Origin of the sequence: Methanocella conradii HZ254 (genome assembly GCF_000251105.1) — an archaeon.
In the GTDB taxonomy this organism is placed as follows: domain Archaea; phylum Halobacteriota; class Methanocellia; order Methanocellales; family Methanocellaceae; genus Methanocella; species Methanocella conradii.
In genome coordinates this window covers 2,208,239-2,226,737 of record NC_017034.1, presented here as the reverse complement: position 1 = coordinate 2,226,737, position 18,499 = coordinate 2,208,239, and the positions used below count along the sequence as shown (strand labels likewise).

Here is an 18,499-nt window from a genome sequence, read left to right as displayed (position 1 = left end):
TTTACCAGGTCTGTCTTGCCAGGTGGCTGTGCCAGCCCCACTTGTTAAGCTTGGCTGACCTGCCGAAGCCACAGGCGGCGCATGTCTTCTTTGCGTAGTTGAACGATACCTTGCCACACCTTCTGCAAACCGTGTGCACCCTCTTCTGGCGCTTGCCCTGTGATGGCGTTCCCTTAGTCATAGCAATTCACCCTTGAAATGTTGCTTATCGTTTAAATGCGTTATGGTTGAGATGTCAGGGCGATACGTATACGACCGTGTCTCCCCTCACTATGATCGTGCCGAGCTTTCTGGACTCCTCGTTCTCCTTTAGCTCTTCAGCGTTTTCGAGGACGAGGTTCATGTGCATATCATAACCCTGTAACTCGCCTCTGAACTCCCTGCCTCCCTTTAGCCTTACGATGACGGGGGAATTCAGCGCGTCATTCAGGACGTCTAATGGTCTCTGGCTCATAAAATTCCTCCAGCTAAAATATAATGCTGAACACTGTGTAAATCTCATATAGCATATTTATACTTATCGTAAGGTTAAGTTTACATATGGTTATTTTTTCCGGAGGCTTGTGCTTGGCCTGCGAAAGTTATATTAAGTTTTAAAATAAAGAATATATTGTTTTCAGAGCTATTTTTATAAAAAAATACGGAAAAACCGTAGCTTTAGCCATGAATAGGGGGTAATAGAGATGATGCTTGAGATGCTGAAACCGGAAGTGGTTGAGAAGCTTAAGCAGTACGATATTGGGGATGGCGACTACAAGTTTAAAATGGGTAAATACCACGGCGAAGGGCGCGAGGGCATACCCTACCGCATGCTCATCATACGGAAGGGCATACCCAAGGAAGAGCAGACCGAGCTCGAGATGGAGCTTAAGAAGGCGGACGAGACGCTGTGCGTGATCTTCAAGAAATTTACGAGATAAGCGGGAGGGAAAATAAATGGTAGGCTGGGAAGTCCCAATAGGGGCGGCGATAGCGTTCGGGACGGGTGCCCTGGGCACAGGGCTGGCACAGGCAAGGATAGGGGCGGCGGGCGCCGGCACGCTGGCGGAGAGGCCGGAGCTGTCGGGCATCGTCATCATCCTGGAGGCAATCCCTGAGACCTTGACCATTCTGGGCTTCGTCGTCGCTGCGATGATAATAATCATGATAAAGTGATGCCCGGGCAATAGGAGGGGCATACGGGAGGTATGGCATGGACTATGAGAACCTGATGAAGTCCATGGAGGCGAGCGCGGAGGAGAAAAGGGAGGAGCTATTGAGGAAGGCCCGGGAAAGCGCTGCAAAGATCGAGGAGGAGGCTCGCCTGAAGGCGGACGAGATCGTGAAAGGGCACATCTCAAGGGCTTCCAGGGACCTCGAGGTGGACAGGAATAGGCTTCTATACGAGGCGCGGAGCAAGGCCAGGGGCGAGAGCGCCGCCATCATGCACGAGTACTTTTCCCGGGCCTTTAGCCTTGCTGAGGGGCGGCTGGCGGCTATCAGGCAAGAGAATGGCTATGAGGACTTCTTCAGAAGGGCGATGGCCGAGGCCATCGACGCCATTGGCGAAAAGAAGTTCGTGCTCCACGTAGACCCGCGGGACGAGGACCTCTGCAGGCGTATTATTGGAACGATGGGCATCGAGTGTCCGGTGCAGGCGGACATCTCGTGTGCTGGCGGGCTAAACGTCAGCACCCCCGATGGGAGGACGGTCGTCTTTAACACCATCGAATCGCGGCTGAAGTCGGCGAGGGAGCGCCACAGGCTCGAGGTCTTCTCGGCCCTGTTCGGTGATTGACATGGACTATGGCTACTTGAACGCCAGGATAAGGGGGATGAAGGGGCGCCTGCTGGATAGGAAGGCGCTTGACGACCTCGTGCTCAAGCCCGATGTCGACTCGCTCACCGCCGCCATGGAGAAGACGCCCTACAGGCAGGACGTGGAGGAGGCAGGGGTCAAATACTCGGGCGTATACCGCCTGGAGTATGCCCTGCGTAGGAATTTCACCCGGACGTTCACCAGGATATCGGAGCTTGTGAGGGGCGAGGATGGGGAAAAGTACCTGAACGTCTTTTTAAAGAGGTGGGACGTTCAAAATGTAAAGACGATATTGAGGGGTAAGAGCATCCACGCCGCGTCCGAGGAGATATTCGAATGCCTCCTGCCCGTGGGGAGCCTGGACGAGGCCTCTCTCTCCGAGATGATAAAGCAGCCCGACGTAAAATCGGTCATCGACCTGATGGCGGCCTGGGATATCGAGTACGCCCGGCCATTGATGCAGGCCTTCAGCCAGTACCAGTCTGATAAGAGCCTCATCCCGCTCGACGTCGCCCTCGACAGGTATCACTATGAGCAGGCGCTGGGAAGCCTGAAAAAGAATAACTACGATGCGATGGTCGTGCGGGAGCTCCTGGCCACCCAGATCGACATAATAAACATCAAGTCGGCGCTCAGGATGGTCAGGGATAGGGTAAGCCCCGAGGAAGCTAAAGTATACTTCATAGAGGGCGGCAAGAAGCTGGACGAGGATTTCCTGCTGTCCATGATAAACGCGAAGTCCGTCGAGGGGGCGCTAAAGCTGCTGGAGCCCACGCACTATAGCTTCCTAAAAAGCGCTCCGGAGGAAAGCCTGAAGAAGGAGAAGATTTCAGACCTCGAAAAAATGCTTGACAAATACCTCATCCTGAAAGGAATATCGGCATACAGGGGAGACCCTCTAAGTATAGCTATACTCGTGGGCTTTTTTTGGGCCAAGTACAACGAGGTGACCAACCTGAGGATAATAGCCAGGTGTAAGACGGTCGGCATGTCCGAAGAGCAGGTGAGGAAGGAGCTAATCTATGCATAAGTTCGTCGTGGTCACGGATAGCGAGTCAGCAGTTGGGTTCAGGCTGGCGGGAGTAGACGCCTTCGAGACGTCCAGCGCCCAGGAGGCCAAAGGCCTCATCCAGTCGCTTATCAGCAAGGGCGATACTGGCATCATCGCGATCAGCGAGGACATCCTGTCATCGCTGGACGAAAAGTACAGGGATAAGCTGGAGAGGATGCGCAAGCCCATCATAATACCCATGCCGTCGAGGTCTAAGGGCATGGATAAGAAGAGCTACATTGAGAGGCTGTTGAGAAAGGCCATAGGCTATAACATAGTCATGAGGAGATGACCGCATGCTGGAAGGAATAATATCCCGTATCTCAGGCCCCGTCATCATAGCCCGCGGGATGAAGGGGTCAAAGATGTATGACGTGGTGAAGGTTGGAGAGGAGGAGCTTCGCGGGGAGGTCATCAGGCTTGAGGGGGACCGGGCCGTCATACAGCTATACGAGGATTCCACCGGCCTGAGGGTGGGCGAGAAGGTGGTGAACACCGAGGCCCCGCTTAGCGTGGAGCTCGGCCCGGGGCTTATATCTTCTATTTACGACGGCATCCAGAGGCCGCTGCCCCGCCTCTACGAGAGGAGCGGAGACTTCATATCGAGGGGCATGGCCGCGCCCGGCCTCGACCGGGCTAAGAGGTGGGCGTTCGTGCCGGCCGTCAAGAAGGGCGACCAGGTTTCGGGCGGGGACGTGATAGGGACCGTTAAGGAGTTCCACATCGACCATCGGATACTCGTGCCTCCGGGCATCAGCGGTACCGTGGCCGAGATACGCGACGGGGAGTTCACGGTGGAGGAGCCGGTCTGCGTCCTGGACAATGGTGCCATAATCAGGCTAATGCACGAGTGGCCCGTGAGGAAGGGCCGGCCCTATAAGAAAAAGCTGGACACGAATTTGCCATTGATAACTGGCCAGAGGGTCTTTGACCTGATATTCCCCGTGTCAAAGGGCGGCACTGCGATGATACCGGGGGGGTTCGGCACCGGCAAGACAGTTTCCGAGCAGACCCTGGCTAAGTGGTCCGACGCCCACGTCGTGGTCTACATAGGGTGCGGCGAGAGGGGCAACGAGATGACCGACGTGCTGACCGAGTTTCCGGAGCTGGTTGACCCCAGGACTGGGCTGCCTTTGATACAGAGGACCATCATGGTGGCGAACACCTCGAACATGCCGGTGGCGGCCAGGGAGGCCTCAATCTACACGGGTATAACGATGGCGGAGTACTTCAGGGACATGGGCTACGACGTGGCGCTCATGGCCGACTCCACGTCGAGGTGGGGCGAGGCGCTGCGAGAGGTGTCTGGCCGGCTCGAAGAGATGCCCGGAGAAGAAGGGTACCCCGCCTACCTTCCAACTCGATTGTCAGCCTTTTACGAGCGTGCGGGCAGGACGGTGTGCCTCGGGTCTGACGGCAGGATAGGCTCGGTGACGGTGGTGGGAGCCGTGTCGCCGCCTGGAGGCGACTTCTCAGAGCCGATAACCCAGAATACGCTTAGGGCGGTGGGCACGTTCTGGGCGCTCGACACGAGCCTGGCTTACCGCAGGCACTTCCCTTCGGTTAACTGGATAAAGAGCTACTCTCTATACCTAGAGAGCGTGCGTGACTGGTACCGCGAGAACGTCTCCGGGGATTGGCTGGAGATGCGGGGCAAGGCGATGTACCTGCTGCAAAAGGAAGTGGAGCTTCAGGAGATCGTGCAGCTTGTCGGTCCTGACGCCCTGCCTGAGAGCGAGAAGGCGATACTCGAGGCCACGCGTATGCTAAGAGAGGATTTCCTGCAGCAGAGCGCCTATAGCGACACGGACTCTTTCTGCCCGCTGGATAAGCAATATTACATGCTAAAGGCCATCCTGACATTCTATGATGCGGCCGCCGCGGCCATTAACAGGGGCGTGTCGCTGAAGAAGATAATGGAGCTTCCATTAAAGGCTGAGATAGGCAGGATGAAGGAAGTTAAGGACGTTAACGTGATAAAGGAATTGATCAGCGGGATGGGCGACCGGATAGCTGCGCTGGAGGCGGAAAAATGAAGGCCATAAGCCTGGTGTCTAAGGAGTGCAGGACGGTTAGCTATGTTTCCGGGCCGCTCATATTCGTGGAGAACGTCAAAGGGGTGACCTTCGGGGAGATAGTGGAGATAATCCTGCCGAATGGAGACCACAGGACGGGGCAGGTGCTGGACATATCCGAAAGGATGGCGGTCATCCAGGTCTACGAGGGCACGAGCTGGGTGGATAGCAGCAAGACGAGGGTCATCTTCACCGGCGAGCCTGCCAGGATTAACGTTTCAAGGGACATGCTGGGCCGGGTATTTAATGGCGTCGGAAAGCCCAGGGATGGGGGGCCGGAGGTCATACCAGAGGCCAGGCTCGACATCGTCGGGAGCGCTATCAACCCCTACGCCAGGGATAAGCCCTCCGACTTCATCCAGACCGGCATCTCCGCCATAGATGGGCTTAACACCCTTGTCAGGGGCCAGAAGCTCCCCATATTTACCGGCTCGGGCCTGCCAGCAAACAAGCTGGCCGCCCAGATAGCCCGACAGGCGAAAGTGCTAGGCGAGGGAGAGAACTTTGCCGTGATATTCGTGGCGATGGGCATCACTCACAAGGAGGCGTCGTTCTTCATGCAGGACTTCGAGCGGACCGGCGCCCTGGAGAGAGTGGTGTTCTTCATGAACCTGGCTGATGACCCGACCATTGAGCGCATAGCGACGCCGAGGTGTGCCCTCACCACCGCAGAGTTCCTCGCCTTCAAGCACGACCTCCACGTCCTTGTCATTTTGACGGACATGATTAACTATTGTGAGGCGCTGCGCGAGGTCTCGACGGCGCGTGAGGAGGTTCCGGGCCGGAGAGGCTACCCCGGCTACATGTATACTGACCTGGCGTCCATATACGAGAGGGCGGGCCGGATAAAGGGCAAGAAGGGCTCCATAACCCAGATCCCCATCCTCACAATGCCCGACGATGATATCACCCACCCCGTGCCAGACCTTACCGGGTACATCACCGAGGGCCAGATAGTGTTGAGCAGGGATCTTTATCGAAGAGGAGTAGACCCCCCGATAGACAGCCTGCCCTGCCTGTCCAGGCTCATGAACCTGGGCATCGGCCCGGGAAAGACCAGGGAGGACCATCGGAATGTGGCTGACCAGCTCTATGCCTCTTACGCCTATGGCAGGGACCTGAGGAGGCTCGTCGCCATCGTCGGCGAGGAGGCTCTGACCGAGCTTGACCGCACTTACCTGAAATTCGCGGACGAGTTCGAGAAGAGGTTCATCACGCAGGGCGATGAGAACAGGAGCATCGAGGACACTTTTGCCATTGCCTGGGACATTTTGTCTTTATTGCCCATGGAGGAGTTGAAGCGCATCAAGGTCGAGTACATCAAGAAATACCACCCAATATATAAGGGGGCTTCTTGATGGAGCAGGTTAACCCGACTCGGATGGAGCTTATCAAAAAGAACGCCCAGATAAAGATGGCCGAGCAGGGGCGGGACCTTTTGCGGCAGAAGATGGACGTCCTGATCCACGAGTTTTTCAATGTGATGGAGTCTTTTTCCAGGTCGCGTGATGAGCTGGAGGCGGTGGCGGCTGACGCGCAGCACTCATTGCTGCTTGCCGAGGCGGTGGACGACCCGATAACGTTGAAGTCCGCATCGTTTGCGACGAGGAGGAGCGTCATGCTGGAGGTGAGGAGCAGGAATATAATGGGCGTTCCCGTGCCCGTCGTCGAGAAGAAGAGGATGTCGAGAAGCGTCGTCGAGAGGGGCTATGGCATCGTGGGCACGAGCGGCAGGCTTGACGAGACCGCAGAGAAGTTTGAGGCGGAGCTTGACATGCTGATTGACCTTGCCGAGAAGGAGACCGCGATGCGCCGGCTTGGTGCGGAGATTCAGATGAACCGTCGGCGCGTGAATGCCCTAGAGCAGCTTCTCATCCCGGAGCTGAAGAGGCAGGCCCGCTACATAAAGATTTCAATAGAGGAGAGGGAGCGTGAGGACCTGTTTAGGCTTAAGAAAGTTAAGAAGCTGCTGGAGCGTAAGAGCCAGGATAGTGTAGAATAATTTTTTGATGTCAGGAGTTTTTATAAAAAGTAAGTGATGTATTCAGAATAGCGTGCTACCCCACGTCAATGGCGATGCTCGGGGCATTGGCGACCAGGCTTGCATGGGCGGCATCGGGGATGCAGGGCCCCACGACGCCATGCCCGCTGGCGTCGGCGTGGGCGGAGCAGGGGTAGGCGTTGGGGCGGGCGGCGCCTCGATATGCCTCGATGAGCCTCCGGCATTTATGGTGGCGGTAGGGGAAGGAGTAACGGTTGAGTTCTCAGGAGCCGTTACATTTTCCGGGAGGTCGACTATGGCTGGTTTGATGCCAGCAGGCACCTCGATTGTGGGGATTATGGTGGGGGATGGCAGCGGGGCCATTGCCTGCTGGTTAAAGTACAATAAGATTAGCATGGCCAGCGATGACAAAACAACGATCAAGATGATAAATGCTTTACGATTCATGATTACTCTACCAAAGGATCATCATATCGGCACATATTTATAAAATGCTATTAATAAAAGTTATTATAAGTAAAAAAACCAAAATATTGTGTGATGGCCATGTATCACGAAGAGATGAGGCAGAATGATAAAAACAAGGCTTACGTAAGGCGTTTCTATGAGGATTATTATAATAATGGGCGGCTTGAGGCGATAGACGACATGTTCTCGCCATCATACGTTCACCACACGCCCGAAGTCCTTGAGGGAAAGATGGATTATGAGGAGTACAGGGAACACATGCTGTCATTATCACGGGCTTTCCCTCACATGAAAGTAGCCGTCGAGGATCAGGTGGCAGAAAATGATAAGGTTGCAACGCGTTTCACCATGTATGGCATACAGGAGGGCGACCTCCCCGGGATACCGGCGAGGGGCAAGGAGATCAAGGTCGCCGCCATCACCATATTCAGGCTGGAGAATGGGAAGATATCAGAAGGCTGGGAGATTTACGATTCGCTCGATATGGCGCTCCAGCTCGGGGTCGCCCAGGTCACGTCTACATTAAGAAAAGGCCCTCAAAAGAAAGGCTATTACCTGGGATGGAGCGAGTATAACGTGTAGATTCATAAAATGGGGTGTCCGTCGACGAGTTTTTTCGAAAAGTGTAAAAAGTGCAAGGCCTGCTGCAGGGCCGCGAGCAGCTTCGTACGAATATACGTGTGCAGACACGAAGAAGACCTTATTAAGCTGCTCAGGGCGGATGGCATGGACGAGGCCTACATCACGGTTCCGCCGTCGGCCTCCTGCCGGTTTCTGGGCGACGATGGATGCATTCTAGGCGATATAAAGCCATTCCAGTGCCGCCTATACCCATTATTAATATTAAGCGACGGCTCGCTAGGGCTGGACCCTGCGTGCACCTATAGCGGCGAGTACATCTCCCGGCTCTCGGACCATTCCAGCGACGCCCGGCGGCACCTTGAAGCCATGAAAAGAGAGGCCGCCACCCTCACAGATAAAGAAAGGCAACTCCTATCGGAATGGAGCAGGTACGTGTGCGACATAGTCAAATTATATTAGCCGCAGGAAAAGGCATATAAGCAATACTCATACTTATAAAAAATGTGGATTTCAGCAGAGACTACTATGAGATACTGGGCCTGGACAGCAATGCCACCTCTGAAGACATTAAAAGGGCGTACAGGGAGCTTGTCAAAAAATATCACCCTGACGTGAATAGGTCTGCCATGTCTGAAGAGCTTTTCAAGCTCATATCGGAGGCGTACGACGTATTATCGGATGATGCCAGGAGGAGGCAGTATGATCTCTACAGGAAGTTCGAGAATGAGGAGCTTGAGGAGGAAAAGCGCCGAGCGTCGGACAACACCTCTGCCAGCGCCCACCTCTCGGATGAATGCGCACGAGGCCAGCCAGCAGCCAGGGCTTATGGCATGGACCGCGTCCAGCTACTTGTGCTGTCGCTCGTCGTGCCCGGCTACTATCAGATATCCTCTGGTGAGAAGAAGCTCGGGTACGTGCTGTTCGCCATCTACTTCACATTCTGGGCCCTGGCATTCATAAAGAGCCTGCCCATCGGCATACTCGCCATAGCTATCTGGCTTTATTCTTTATATGATGCATACGCTCATTCGAGGGGATAGCCGTGAGGCGCCTTACCATATTGCTGACCATAATGGCGTTCCTATGGCTAAGGCGACATTGGCTGAGGATGCTGTCCTGGAAGGCCGCGTATGGAAAAACGTCTCGTCTCCTTTGCCTTCCGTGAGTTACCAGCCGTCGCCGTTCCCGGACGTGGTGGTAAGCTTAGACTTTTGTGGCTTGCTATCCAAGCCGCTAGTTTTAGAACATATCAATACATTTAAATATGTTAATGCATCTATATGTTGGCGGCGATGCCATGAGCGATAGCATTGACGAGATAGAGATCAGGAAAGCCGTAAAAGAAAGGTATTCAAAGCTGGCGAACACGAAATCGTGCTGCGGCGGAGGCGAGTATGCGTCACGTATAGGCTATACGAAAGAGGAGGTATCCGTGCTGCCAGGGGAGGTCCTGGAGGTAAGCGCAGGCTGCGGCAACCCTACAGCCATAGCGGGCCTCAAGGCCGGGGAAACCGTGCTGGACCTGGGAAGCGGCGGAGGAATAGACGTATTCCTCTCGGCCAGGATGGTGGGGCCGGAAGGGAAGGCGATAGGCATAGACGCCACCCCAGAGATGGTCTGGAAGGCGAGGAAAGCCGCGAAAGAGATGGGCATGGCAAACGTGGAGTTCAGGCTGGGCGAAATCGAGTGCATGCCAGTCGAATCAAACACGATAGACGTGGTCATAAGCAACTGCGTCATCAACCTTAGCCCCGATAAGGGCAAGGTTTTCAGGGAGGCATTCAGGGTATTAAAGCCGGGGGGCAGGATCGCCGTGTCAGACATGGTGCTAGCGGAGGAGCCGAGCGCCGACGAGCGGGAAAAGCTCAGGCTCTGGACGAGCTGCATAGGCGGAGCGATACCCCTGCAAGAATATATTGAAAAGATGACAGAAGCAGGCTTTACCGATATAAATATTGAGAGCAAGCATGTATATACGATAGAAGAGCTCGCATACATGCTGAGCGAGCCGTCCGGATGCGGCTGCGGGGCTCCGATGCCCGTGGTCCCTGGCTCTGATGGCGGGCTATCGAAGGTCGCATCGGTGAGGATTACCGCTATAAAGCGCTAAAGGGAATTATATGATGGACGATAAAAAGTGCTGCGAGTGCCCAAAAATAGCGATAAAGGATATGCCATCCGACGAGGAGGCAAAAAACATCGCCAATTTTTTTAAGGCCATATCAGACCCGGCCAGGGTGAAGATGATATATGCCCTGGCCGGTGGAGAGCTATGCGTTTGCGAGCTCATGGAGATAATGGGCATGCAGCAAACCGTCGTCTCCCACCACCTCAAGGTGCTGAAGTATGCAGGAATAGTTTCGGACCGCAAGTCGGGCAAGTGGGTCAACTACTCGCTCGCCGATATGCGCGCCCTCGACGTGCTAAAAGCTTTAGGCTTGATTCGATCTTGAGTACTTTTTGTCGCGCTCCAGTAAAAAGCGAATATTCCATATTAAAAGGTAGCGAAATAGCAACCTTTTTAATCAATAATCGGTATACGATAGATGGAGAGTCATACTAATGGTTTCAACCATCGTCGTCGGTGGGTTTTTTGGAGACGAAGGCAAGGGCAAAATCGTGGCCCACATAGCGTACACGGATCATCCTTCAATAATCGCGAGGGGAGGCGTAGGGCCAAATGCGGGGCACACCGTCCTCAAGGATGGGGTCAAATACGGAGTCCGCATGGTACCGTCCGGGTTCATATATGACAAGGCGAGGCTTCTAATAGGCGCAGGCGTCCTCGTAGACCCCGCAGTCTTGGAGCGCGAGGTACAATTGCTCGGCTGCGGCGACCGGCTCGGGGTGGATTACAGGTGCTCCATCATCGAAGAGAAGCACATACTCGAGGATAAGACTACGGAGCGCCTGGCTAAAAAGATAGGGACTACGGGCACGGGCTGCGGCCCGGCCAACAAGGATCGAGTTATGCGCAGCGCCCGACAGGCAAAGGATGTGGAGTCCCTCAAGAAATACCTGACAGACGTCTCGCAGGAGTGCAACGACGCAATAGACCGGGGAGAGAATATCATCATCGAGGGCTCGCAAGGCTTCGGGATCTCCCTATATTATGGCACTTATCCATACGTAACCTCAAAGGATACGTCGGCCTCGTCGCTCGCGGCGGACGTGGGCGTGGGGCCGACCAGGATTGACGAGGTCGTGGTGGTCTTTAAGGCGTTCCCCACGCGTGTGGGCGAAGGCCCGTTCGAGACTGAGATGCCCCCGGAAGAGGCGAAGAAAAGGGGCATAGCGGAGTTCGGCACTGTGACAGGCAGAGCTCGTCGCATCGGCTACTGGGACCCCGGGCTGGCCCGCTACTCGGCGATGGTAAACGGGGCTACCCAGGCGGCGATAACGGGGCTGGACCGCGTGGACCCTGCAGTCAAGGGCGTCACGGACTACGACAGGCTTACTGACAGGGTCAAGGAGTTCTTGAGGCAGGCCGAGAAGGACGCCCGTGTGCCATTCACGCTTTTGTCCACCGGCCCTGACCAGAAGGACATAATTGACCTGCGGAACCATAAGAAGTGATAGCATGAAAAAGGACTTGATGGATATCCTGTGCTGCCCAATGTGTAAGGGGGACCTGGAGCTCACTGTTAAAAAGGAGGAGGGCTCCGAGGTCATCGAAGGCACCCTACACTGCAAGAAGTGTAACGAGGACTACCCTATAGAGGATGGCATCCCGAACCTTTTGCCCCCTGAATTGAGATGAGACCGGGTGAGCGCATGGGATTGGATACGGTGGAAGAGCTAAGCGGCTATGACGAGGTTGACGCTGACCAGGTGTTCAATGGCGGATATATAGGCTCGGGCAGAGGCGACTTCGGGGGCGAGGGTCGAAGGAAGGGGAAGAAACCGCTCTCCTCCAGGAGTGCCTGTAGGTCTAGGCCTAAGCGTTTTATAGGAAGAGGGTTCTCCCTTAAATTTATGGGTTTTGAGGATGCTGCAAAGGCCATGCTGGCCGTCTCCATCGGGTCGCTCGTCCTCTGCGGCATCGTACTATACGGGACCTTCGGGATGCACCTTATACCGGACTTCTATGGGGCGCTGGCCGCATCCATCGTGGTCGTGGCGCTGCTTTTCTATACTGCATCTAAGCTTGCTGGCAGTGGCTAACAATCATTATTTTTAATGGATAAATGACGACGCCAGTATGGCCGCCGTCGAGACTATGCCGATGATGGCCATCAGCCTGATCCACTTGCTGTCAACCAGGATGAAGGCGGCGACGCACAGGAAGATGTACGGGATCAGCGTCGTGATGACCGAGGCGCTAGCCAGAAAAACGAACCGGTCCATGGCCAGGAGCAAGGCAGCCGTCACCGTCGTACATAGCAATATGGACAGTACAGGCACACGCCTTTTGCTCTCACGGGCGAAAGCGGGCACATATTTTCCCGCGAAGCTCGCGATGACCAGCGACGTCCCGAACAGGTAGGCGTTCAGCGCCGAGAGCATAGAGATTATGGCGATAGCCAGTACGACGGGGCCAAATCCTTTGAAAAAATTGTCTACAGCATATGAGATGGGCGAAAGCGTGGAAGCCAATGCGGCGCTGCCCACGCTGCCTATGAGAGCTACATTGATGGACAGGTAAATGGCCACAACTATGACGAAGACGTAAAGGAGCGATCGCGGGACCGTGCTTTCGGGGTCCATGACCCGCCTCGAGGGTATGGCGGAAAGCTCGAATCCCGTGAAGCACCAGTAGACGACCACGGCGCTGCCCAGGAACGCGAAACTGCCATGGGGGCTGAACGGGGTGAAATTAGCCGTACTGATGAATGGCATGAGTGCCAGCGTTATGAGCAGTAATGGTAAGACCTTGAGCACCGTGAGCACGTCTTCCACCCATGCAGACAATGCAACGCCCGATAAGTTCAAAGCGCCGAACGCGATGACGACGACCGCCTCGAAGATAGGCGCCGGCATGCCGAAGAAGTCGACGCAGCTGCCGATTGCAGCGGCGACGGTCGCAACCCCCAGGATTCCCGACACGATGTAGCAGACGACGATCGCGCCTGAGAGCCGCTCGCTAAACGCTTTCGTGAACAACGTGTAGAACGCGCCCATGCCTGCAAAACGCCGGGAGAGCCATATCAGGCATGCGAGCACGGCTCCGAACGATATGGCGCAGAGCACCCACGCCAGCAGCGAGCTCGGGCCGGCCATGCCCGCCGATATGGCGGGCACGACGAAGATGCCTGAGCCTATGGTGCCTCCCACGCCAAGGCCGATGAGGTCTACAAGCCTCAGCGGCCTGTAATTGGCGTTTTCATTCTCTGCCACCCGCGGCCTCCTTCATCAGCCTTACCGCCTCCTCCGTGTAATATCCATAGAACGCTGAAATGGGTACGGCTAGAAGCATGGTAAGGAGCGCGGCCGCCATGGCCAGCGCTCCCGCGGCTAAAAACCCCGTAATCGCCACACCCAGCACATCAGATGCCCCTGCGCTGACAGCCTTAATAAGGCATAGCATAATGGCTATCAGCGTGACCAGCGACGGCATGAAGAGGAGCAAGACAAGCGTCATCAGCATCATGTCCAGGAGCAGCTTTGCGCCCATGTAGCTGGCAGCCTGCCCCGGGTTTTCCAGCGCGTATCCCACGAATGTCCTCACCGCGTTTGACAAGGATACGCCTGACTCGTATTTTATCGCCAGCACGGCATCCAGGCTGGCTTCAAGGGGCATCACGATAATGCTGACGGCGATTAAAGCCGCGATATATATGAACAGCAGTGCTAGGACGCCGTTGAGCCCTATGATAGGAGATGTGAAGGGTAATACAAGGGCGGGCAGGAGCATGAGGATGGCCACCATCGCCAGAATTCTCGTTCCTTTATGATAAGGCGTAAGTCTCTTAAGCTCCTCAGAACGCCTGTCATTTAATGGAAAGCGTAGCGACGATAACGCCAGGAATCTCAGGTCTAACGGCTGGAATAAAAGCTCGCGGGTACGCTTGCTTGCGTGCTTTATGGCCGCCGATGCGATGGAGTCCATTGACAATGATAATGGCGGCTTCCTTTAAAAAACATGGCGGTATAGCTTTCAACCAGGCTCCGATGATGTCTCATTCCTTACCGCACCTACAGGGAAAACCGCCGCATCGGGAGCACTTCATGTCATATTTTGAAAGGCATGCCTTCTCCACATCGATGTCGAGCATGTTGGCCAGCGAGGCCATCCAGGCTAGCACGTCGGCCATCTCTTCCTCAATGGCCTTTTTGTCCTCCTTCCGCATGGCCTCCGCGAGCTCGCCGACTTCCTCGAAAAACCAGAGCTGGGTCTTTTGGAGGCCCCGCTCCCTATCATTAGAGCTATAGAGGTCCTTCATCAGGCGCTGGAACTCGCTGATATGCATGTCAGAGCCTCACAGGAACGCCCTTAGAGCGTAAATACTCTTTGGCCTGGCCTATAGTGTACTCGCAGTAGTGGAATATGCTGGCCGCAAGCGCGGCGTCTGCGTTGGCCTTGACGAAGGCCTCGTACATGTGCTCGACGTTTCCCGCCCCGCCCGAGGCGATGACCGGGATGCGCACGGCATTTGATATCGCCCTTATGATGGGAAGGTCGTAGCCGTCCTTCGTGCCATCGGCGTCCATGCTCGTGAGCATGATCTCCCCGCTTCCCAGTTCCTCGGCCTTTTTGGCCCACTCTATGGCGTCTATGCCGGTGGGTGTCCTCCCGCCATAGATGACTACCTCATACCAGGCTGGCCTCCCCCACTTATTTTCAATAATATTCACGGCATGCGGGTCATCCACGTTCGCATTGCTCCTGCAGTCGATAGCCGTGACGATGCACTGCGACCCAAAAATATCTGACGACTTCTTAATAAAAGAGGGGTCCTTGACCGCCGTCGTGTTCACCGTGATCTTATCCGCGCCCGCCCTTAGTATCGACCTTATGTCCTCTACCGTCCGTATGCCGCCGCCCACTGTCATTGGGATGAACACCTCGTCCGCGGTGCGCTCTATGACGTCTATCATGGCCTTACGGCCCTCGTGGGAGGCCGTGATATCCAGAAAAACGAGCTCGTCTGCGCCCTGCTCATTGTACCTCTTAGCCAATTCTACTGGATCGCCCGCGTTCCTCAGGTTAACGAACTCGACGCCTTTGACCACGCACCCGCCACGTTCGCCCGGCACCACGTCCAGGCAAGGTATGACCCTCTTGGTAAGCATCAGGGGGTTTTATGTTATGGTATGACTATATATTTAATGGTGAGCGGCATGTTTGGAAGCCTTTTTGGCCCGAAAGTATGCGCGAACTGTAAGAGGCAGATTACCGGCAAAGCCGAGAAGTATGGAGGCAAGGTTTTCTGTTCTACGCGGTGTATGGATGTATACCGTCATAGAGACCTGGCGAAACTAGAGAAATAATGTGACGAAGAGCCTTCGGGCGGATTGTAAAAGCGAGAGGTATACATGGATAAGCGTAACTATTATATCGGCCAGTATTATACTTGAAAGATTATGGAAGAATATGCGGCCAAACTTCTGCTGATCAAAGAGTTCCTCCAGAATAAAAGCCCGTTACGCATGTCAATCTCGGCGATATCCAGGGAATTGGGCATGCGTAGAAGCTCGGTCTCAAAATATCTGGATATGCTCCAGTTGACCGGCGATGTAACGATGGTACGCTATGGTAAAGCTAAATTATACACCATATCACAGAGAGTCCCTTATAATGCATTAATCGACATATCGCCTAACGACATCATCATCCTGGATGCTAAAGGGCGTGTCGAGATGGTCAATAAAAAATTTGCTCTGGACTTTGACATCGATAATGTGAATAAGGTCATAGGGTCAAACATTTGTGATTTAAAACTAAAAGTGTTTTCAGACCCCGCGATCCAGAAAAACATCAGGCGGCTGATCAACGGCTCCTTGTATATAAAAGAAATGGAGTACATCGAGGAAAAAACGAACCGGGTCTATTACCTAAAATTTTTACCGACAGTATCGAATCAGGGAAGCCAGCATATAATGGTCAATGTGGAAGACATCACGTCCCAGGTACTAAAAGACGAGGCCTTTAACATCCTTGATAAAAGGCTAAGGACCATCTTTGATGAAGTCCCCAGCGGCATCCTGTTTTTCAGGGCTGACGGGACCATCTTGAACGCTAATCCTGCTTCATTAAGGCTTTTCGGCATAAAAAAGATCCAGGATATGCTCAATATTAACCTCTTTGACTTCATATGCGCAAAAGATAAGATCATGAGCCTGATCAAAGAGGGCAAAGTTAATGATATATACATAAGCTGCGATTTTGACGTATTAAAAAACGTTAAAAAAATACCGACCATAAAATCCGGGGTCTCATATTTCAACATCGTTTTTACTCCGATCACTACAAAGGATAGAGAGAACCACCTCAAAGAATACGCGATTATGTTCAAGGACGTCACGGCGGAAAAAATGGTCGAAAAGGAATTGAGATTCAAAGAATCCCGCTATAGGTCGTTTTTTGATAATACGTGCAATGGCATGCTGATCTACCAGCCGGTCGATAATGGCGAGGACTACATCATCAAAGACATTAACAAGGCGACAGAGGCCATATTAAGAATAAAAAAACAGGACATAATCGGGAAAAAGATCTTCACCGTATTCCCGGATCTGCTTGGTTTCAAAGTGCGCGAGCTATTGAAACGCGTCAATTTAACTGAGAAGCCTGAAGTAGTACCGCCGCTGCAATATGTGGTCGGGGAGGATCAGCCGTGGTGCTCGCATTACGTCTTTAAGCTGCCGTCGGGTGAGATCGCATCATTCATGATCGACGTATCGGATGAGATGAAAGCAGAAGATATCTCGAAAGCGAAGGTGTGTAAATTATTGTAGACTTATCTCGAACTCATTGAACGCCAATATGGATAAATCTATAAATAATTCGTGGTATTGGTGTTCAATAAAAATAGTGGATAGGGCGTGAATCGAAGGAAATGAAAACATTGAGCGCAATTTCATTGAACACGGCTGTATTGTAATTCCTGCCATATTAAGCGATTTTTGGTAAAGGACACCTGTGCAAACTCATAATAATATCATTATCATTCATTTAGATAGCATTATTCATTGGAGTTCAATAATCCAAATGATTATATAAACAATTAAGATACGATGAAATACAATACAAGCCGTAATACACGAAAAGGCACATTCAAATGTGGGAAGATCAACGGTAATTCAATCTCGCATACCGCCTCAAACGAATGGAGAAAGAATGCCTATTGATACTATCCCAAGAGTATTATACAGTATCCGCATATATAAATTTTGGCTATTGTATAATATCTACCCAAATGTGACTTTTTCGTGTTCAGAAGGAGGATTCGATTGTGAAGACGAAAATCGGATATTTCGCATCATTGGAACAATATAAGCCAATGGATGCGCTAACACAGTCTGTAAGGGCAGAGAGCGTGGGTTTTGACTCGATCTGGGTGGACGACCACTTCCATCCATGGTATCACACTGGCGCGCAGAGTGCCCAGGCATGGGCCTGGATGGGTGCAACGCTACAGGCAACGAAGCGCGTGTTTATTTCCACGTGTATCACCTGTCCGATCATTCGCTACAACCCCGCAGTCGTGGCTCAGACATTCGCCACGCTGAGGCAAATGTACCCTGGCAGGGTAGGCGTCGCGGTCGGAGCTGGCGAGGCGATGAACGAGGTCCCTGTCACGGGTCAATGGCCATCCGTGCCCGAGAGGCAGGATATGACCGTCGAGGCCGTTCAGGTCATGCAGAAGTTATGGGAGAGCAAAGAGCCGGTGACGTTCAAAGGGAAGTATTATACCCTAGATAAGGCGTTCCTGTATACTAAGCCGATTGATAAAGTGCCCATTTACTTCAGCGGCATGGGACAGAAAGGCGCCAGGCTAGCCGGTAAATACGGCGACCACCTGATGACCGTCGCCGCAGACCCGGCAACGCTGAAAAACGTAACTATTCCGCAGTTTGAGGCTGGGGCCAGGGAAGCGGGAAAAGACCCGAGTAAGATGGAACGCGCGATGCTGATCTGGTATTCAGTGGATCCGGACTATGAAAAGGCGATCGAAGGCCTTCGCTTCTGGGCCGGATGCCTGGTCCCGGCAATGTTCAAGTACAAAGTCTATGACTCGAAGGAAGTCGAACTGCACGCGAACATAGTCGGCCATGACATGATTAAGAACAACTACATGGTGGCGACTAACGCCGAAGATCTGATAAAGGAGATCAAGCGGTTCAAGAACGCCGGCATCACGCACTTCTGCCTCGGGAACAGCAGCCCCAACGTCAATGCAGGGATAGACATATTCAAGGATGTCATTCCGGCAGTAAAAGAGTGAAAACGATCTTTTCACTCTTTTTCCCGAGTCTGCCCATTTGTCTTAAATGGTAAAAATTATGTGTGTAAGCCGGGCTTTTCATATGCCACCCCATCCGGCATACCACACATAGTATCCGCACCTGAGGAGGATGTT

The 18,499-nt window shown here is 53.5% G+C and carries 25 protein-coding genes; 18 read left to right on the top strand and 7 right to left on the bottom strand.

Going from position 1 to position 18,499, the window contains the following annotated elements; translation table 11 throughout:
* Position 1 precedes the first annotated feature (1 nt).
* Together MTC_RS11690 and MTC_RS11685 are read right to left on the bottom strand one after the other, a co-directional pair.
* Positions 2–181: a 50S ribosomal protein L37e gene (locus tag MTC_RS11690; protein ID WP_014406905.1), complete on the bottom strand. Its 180-nt coding sequence runs from the start codon at positions 179–181 to the stop codon at positions 2–4.
* 54 nt (positions 182–235) lie between these two features.
* Complete coding sequence (locus MTC_RS11685) at positions 236–454, bottom strand: LSm family protein (protein ID WP_014406904.1); 219 nt, start codon at positions 452–454, stop codon at positions 236–238.
* A 229-nt stretch (positions 455–683) separates the two neighbouring features.
* Between MTC_RS11685 and MTC_RS11680 the strand changes: the two genes are divergently transcribed.
* From MTC_RS11680 to MTC_RS11645, 8 genes are read left to right on the top strand one after another with little or no spacing between them, the layout of a single operon-like run.
* Entirely contained in the window at positions 684–920 is a 237-nt protein-coding gene (locus MTC_RS11680) for a hypothetical protein (RefSeq protein ID WP_014406903.1), read from the top strand.
* A 16-nt stretch (positions 921–936) separates the two neighbouring features.
* Complete coding sequence (locus tag MTC_RS11675; protein ID WP_014406902.1) at positions 937–1,155, top strand: ATPase; 219 nt, start codon at positions 937–939, stop codon at positions 1,153–1,155.
* 37 nt (positions 1,156–1,192) lie between these two features.
* Complete coding sequence (locus MTC_RS11670) at positions 1,193–1,777, top strand: V-type ATP synthase subunit E (protein WP_014406901.1); 585 nt, start codon at positions 1,193–1,195, stop codon at positions 1,775–1,777.
* Between the two features lies 1 nt (position 1,778).
* Positions 1,779–2,828, top strand: coding sequence for a V-type ATPase subunit (locus tag MTC_RS11665; protein ID WP_014406900.1), 1,050 nt, complete (start codon positions 1,779–1,781; stop codon positions 2,826–2,828).
* Entirely contained in the window at positions 2,821–3,141 is a 321-nt protein-coding gene (locus MTC_RS11660; protein ID WP_014406899.1) for a V-type ATP synthase subunit F, read from the top strand. Before MTC_RS11665 ends, MTC_RS11660 begins: the two co-directional genes overlap by 8 nt.
* Positions 3,142–3,145: 4 nt before the next feature.
* The gene (locus tag MTC_RS11655; protein ID WP_014406898.1) at positions 3,146–4,885 is read left to right on the top strand and encodes a V-type ATP synthase subunit A; all 1,740 of its coding nucleotides are present in this window, start codon (positions 3,146–3,148) and stop codon (positions 4,883–4,885) included.
* Complete coding sequence (locus MTC_RS11650; RefSeq protein WP_014406897.1) at positions 4,882–6,282, top strand: V-type ATP synthase subunit B; 1,401 nt, start codon at positions 4,882–4,884, stop codon at positions 6,280–6,282. Before MTC_RS11655 ends, MTC_RS11650 begins: the two co-directional genes overlap by 4 nt.
* Entirely contained in the window at positions 6,282–6,926 is a 645-nt protein-coding gene (locus MTC_RS11645; RefSeq protein ID WP_014406896.1) for a V-type ATP synthase subunit D, read from the top strand. Before MTC_RS11650 ends, MTC_RS11645 begins: the two co-directional genes overlap by 1 nt.
* Before the next feature lie 42 nt (positions 6,927–6,968).
* Here the strand turns inward: MTC_RS11645 and MTC_RS13205 are convergent, their stop codons facing one another.
* A complete protein-coding gene (locus tag MTC_RS13205; RefSeq protein ID WP_143767148.1) occupies positions 6,969–7,349 on the bottom strand; it encodes a hypothetical protein in 381 nt (126 codons plus the stop codon).
* A gap of 117 nt (positions 7,350–7,466) precedes the next feature.
* On the opposite strand from MTC_RS13205, the gene MTC_RS11635 reads away from it, so the two are divergent.
* The 8 genes from MTC_RS11635 (at position 7,467) to MTC_RS11600 (ending at position 12,140) form a co-directional block, all read left to right on the top strand.
* Positions 7,467–7,976: an ester cyclase gene (locus tag MTC_RS11635; RefSeq protein WP_014406894.1), complete on the top strand. Its 510-nt coding sequence runs from the start codon at positions 7,467–7,469 to the stop codon at positions 7,974–7,976.
* A 9-nt stretch (positions 7,977–7,985) separates the two neighbouring features.
* Entirely contained in the window at positions 7,986–8,435 is a 450-nt protein-coding gene (locus MTC_RS11630) for a hypothetical protein (RefSeq protein WP_014406893.1), read from the top strand.
* 44 nt (positions 8,436–8,479) lie between these two features.
* Positions 8,480–9,016: a DnaJ domain-containing protein gene (locus tag MTC_RS11625; RefSeq protein WP_014406892.1), complete on the top strand. Its 537-nt coding sequence runs from the start codon at positions 8,480–8,482 to the stop codon at positions 9,014–9,016.
* Between the two features lie 257 nt (positions 9,017–9,273).
* A complete protein-coding gene (gene arsM, locus MTC_RS11620; RefSeq protein ID WP_014406891.1) occupies positions 9,274–10,086 on the top strand; it encodes an arsenite methyltransferase in 813 nt (270 codons plus the stop codon).
* A gap of 10 nt (positions 10,087–10,096) precedes the next feature.
* A complete protein-coding gene (locus MTC_RS11615; protein ID WP_014406890.1) occupies positions 10,097–10,429 on the top strand; it encodes an ArsR/SmtB family transcription factor in 333 nt (110 codons plus the stop codon).
* Positions 10,430–10,538: 109 nt separating this feature from the next.
* Positions 10,539–11,552, top strand: coding sequence for an adenylosuccinate synthetase (locus MTC_RS11610; RefSeq protein ID WP_014406889.1), 1,014 nt, complete (start codon positions 10,539–10,541; stop codon positions 11,550–11,552).
* Between the two features lie 4 nt (positions 11,553–11,556).
* On the top strand, positions 11,557–11,736 hold the full coding sequence (locus tag MTC_RS11605) for a methytransferase partner Trm112 (protein ID WP_048189397.1): 180 nt from the start codon (positions 11,557–11,559) through the stop codon (positions 11,734–11,736).
* Between the two features lie 14 nt (positions 11,737–11,750).
* Positions 11,751–12,140 (top strand): hypothetical protein, encoded by a 390-nt coding sequence (locus tag MTC_RS11600; protein WP_143767147.1) that lies wholly within the window; start codon positions 11,751–11,753, stop codon positions 12,138–12,140.
* 12 nt (positions 12,141–12,152) lie between these two features.
* On the opposite strand, the gene MTC_RS11595 is transcribed toward MTC_RS11600, so the two are convergent.
* The 4 genes from MTC_RS11595 to hisF form a co-directional block, all read right to left on the bottom strand.
* The gene (locus MTC_RS11595) at positions 12,153–13,313 is read right to left on the bottom strand and encodes an APC family permease (protein WP_014406886.1); all 1,161 of its coding nucleotides are present in this window, start codon (positions 13,311–13,313) and stop codon (positions 12,153–12,155) included.
* Positions 13,300–14,025, bottom strand: a complete 726-nt coding sequence (locus tag MTC_RS11590; protein ID WP_014406885.1) for a hypothetical protein — start codon at positions 14,023–14,025, stop codon at positions 13,300–13,302. Before MTC_RS11590 ends, MTC_RS11595 begins: the two co-directional genes overlap by 14 nt.
* A 70-nt stretch (positions 14,026–14,095) precedes the next feature.
* Positions 14,096–14,386: a MazG nucleotide pyrophosphohydrolase domain-containing protein gene (locus tag MTC_RS11585; RefSeq protein ID WP_014406884.1), complete on the bottom strand. Its 291-nt coding sequence runs from the start codon at positions 14,384–14,386 to the stop codon at positions 14,096–14,098.
* 1 nt (position 14,387) lies between these two features.
* Positions 14,388–15,209 (bottom strand): imidazole glycerol phosphate synthase subunit HisF, encoded by an 822-nt coding sequence (hisF, locus tag MTC_RS11580; protein WP_014406883.1) that lies wholly within the window; start codon positions 15,207–15,209, stop codon positions 14,388–14,390.
* Positions 15,210–15,500: 291 nt separating this feature from the next.
* Here hisF and MTC_RS11575 point away from each other — a divergent pair, with 291 nt between their 5' ends.
* Together MTC_RS11575 and MTC_RS11570 are read left to right on the top strand one after the other, a co-directional pair.
* Positions 15,501–16,874, top strand: coding sequence for a PAS domain-containing protein (locus MTC_RS11575; RefSeq protein ID WP_014406881.1), 1,374 nt, complete (start codon positions 15,501–15,503; stop codon positions 16,872–16,874).
* A 497-nt stretch (positions 16,875–17,371) separates the two neighbouring features.
* A complete protein-coding gene (locus MTC_RS11570) occupies positions 17,372–18,364 on the top strand; it encodes a TIGR03557 family F420-dependent LLM class oxidoreductase (protein ID WP_014406880.1) in 993 nt (330 codons plus the stop codon).
* Positions 18,365–18,499: the final 135 nt, after the last annotated feature.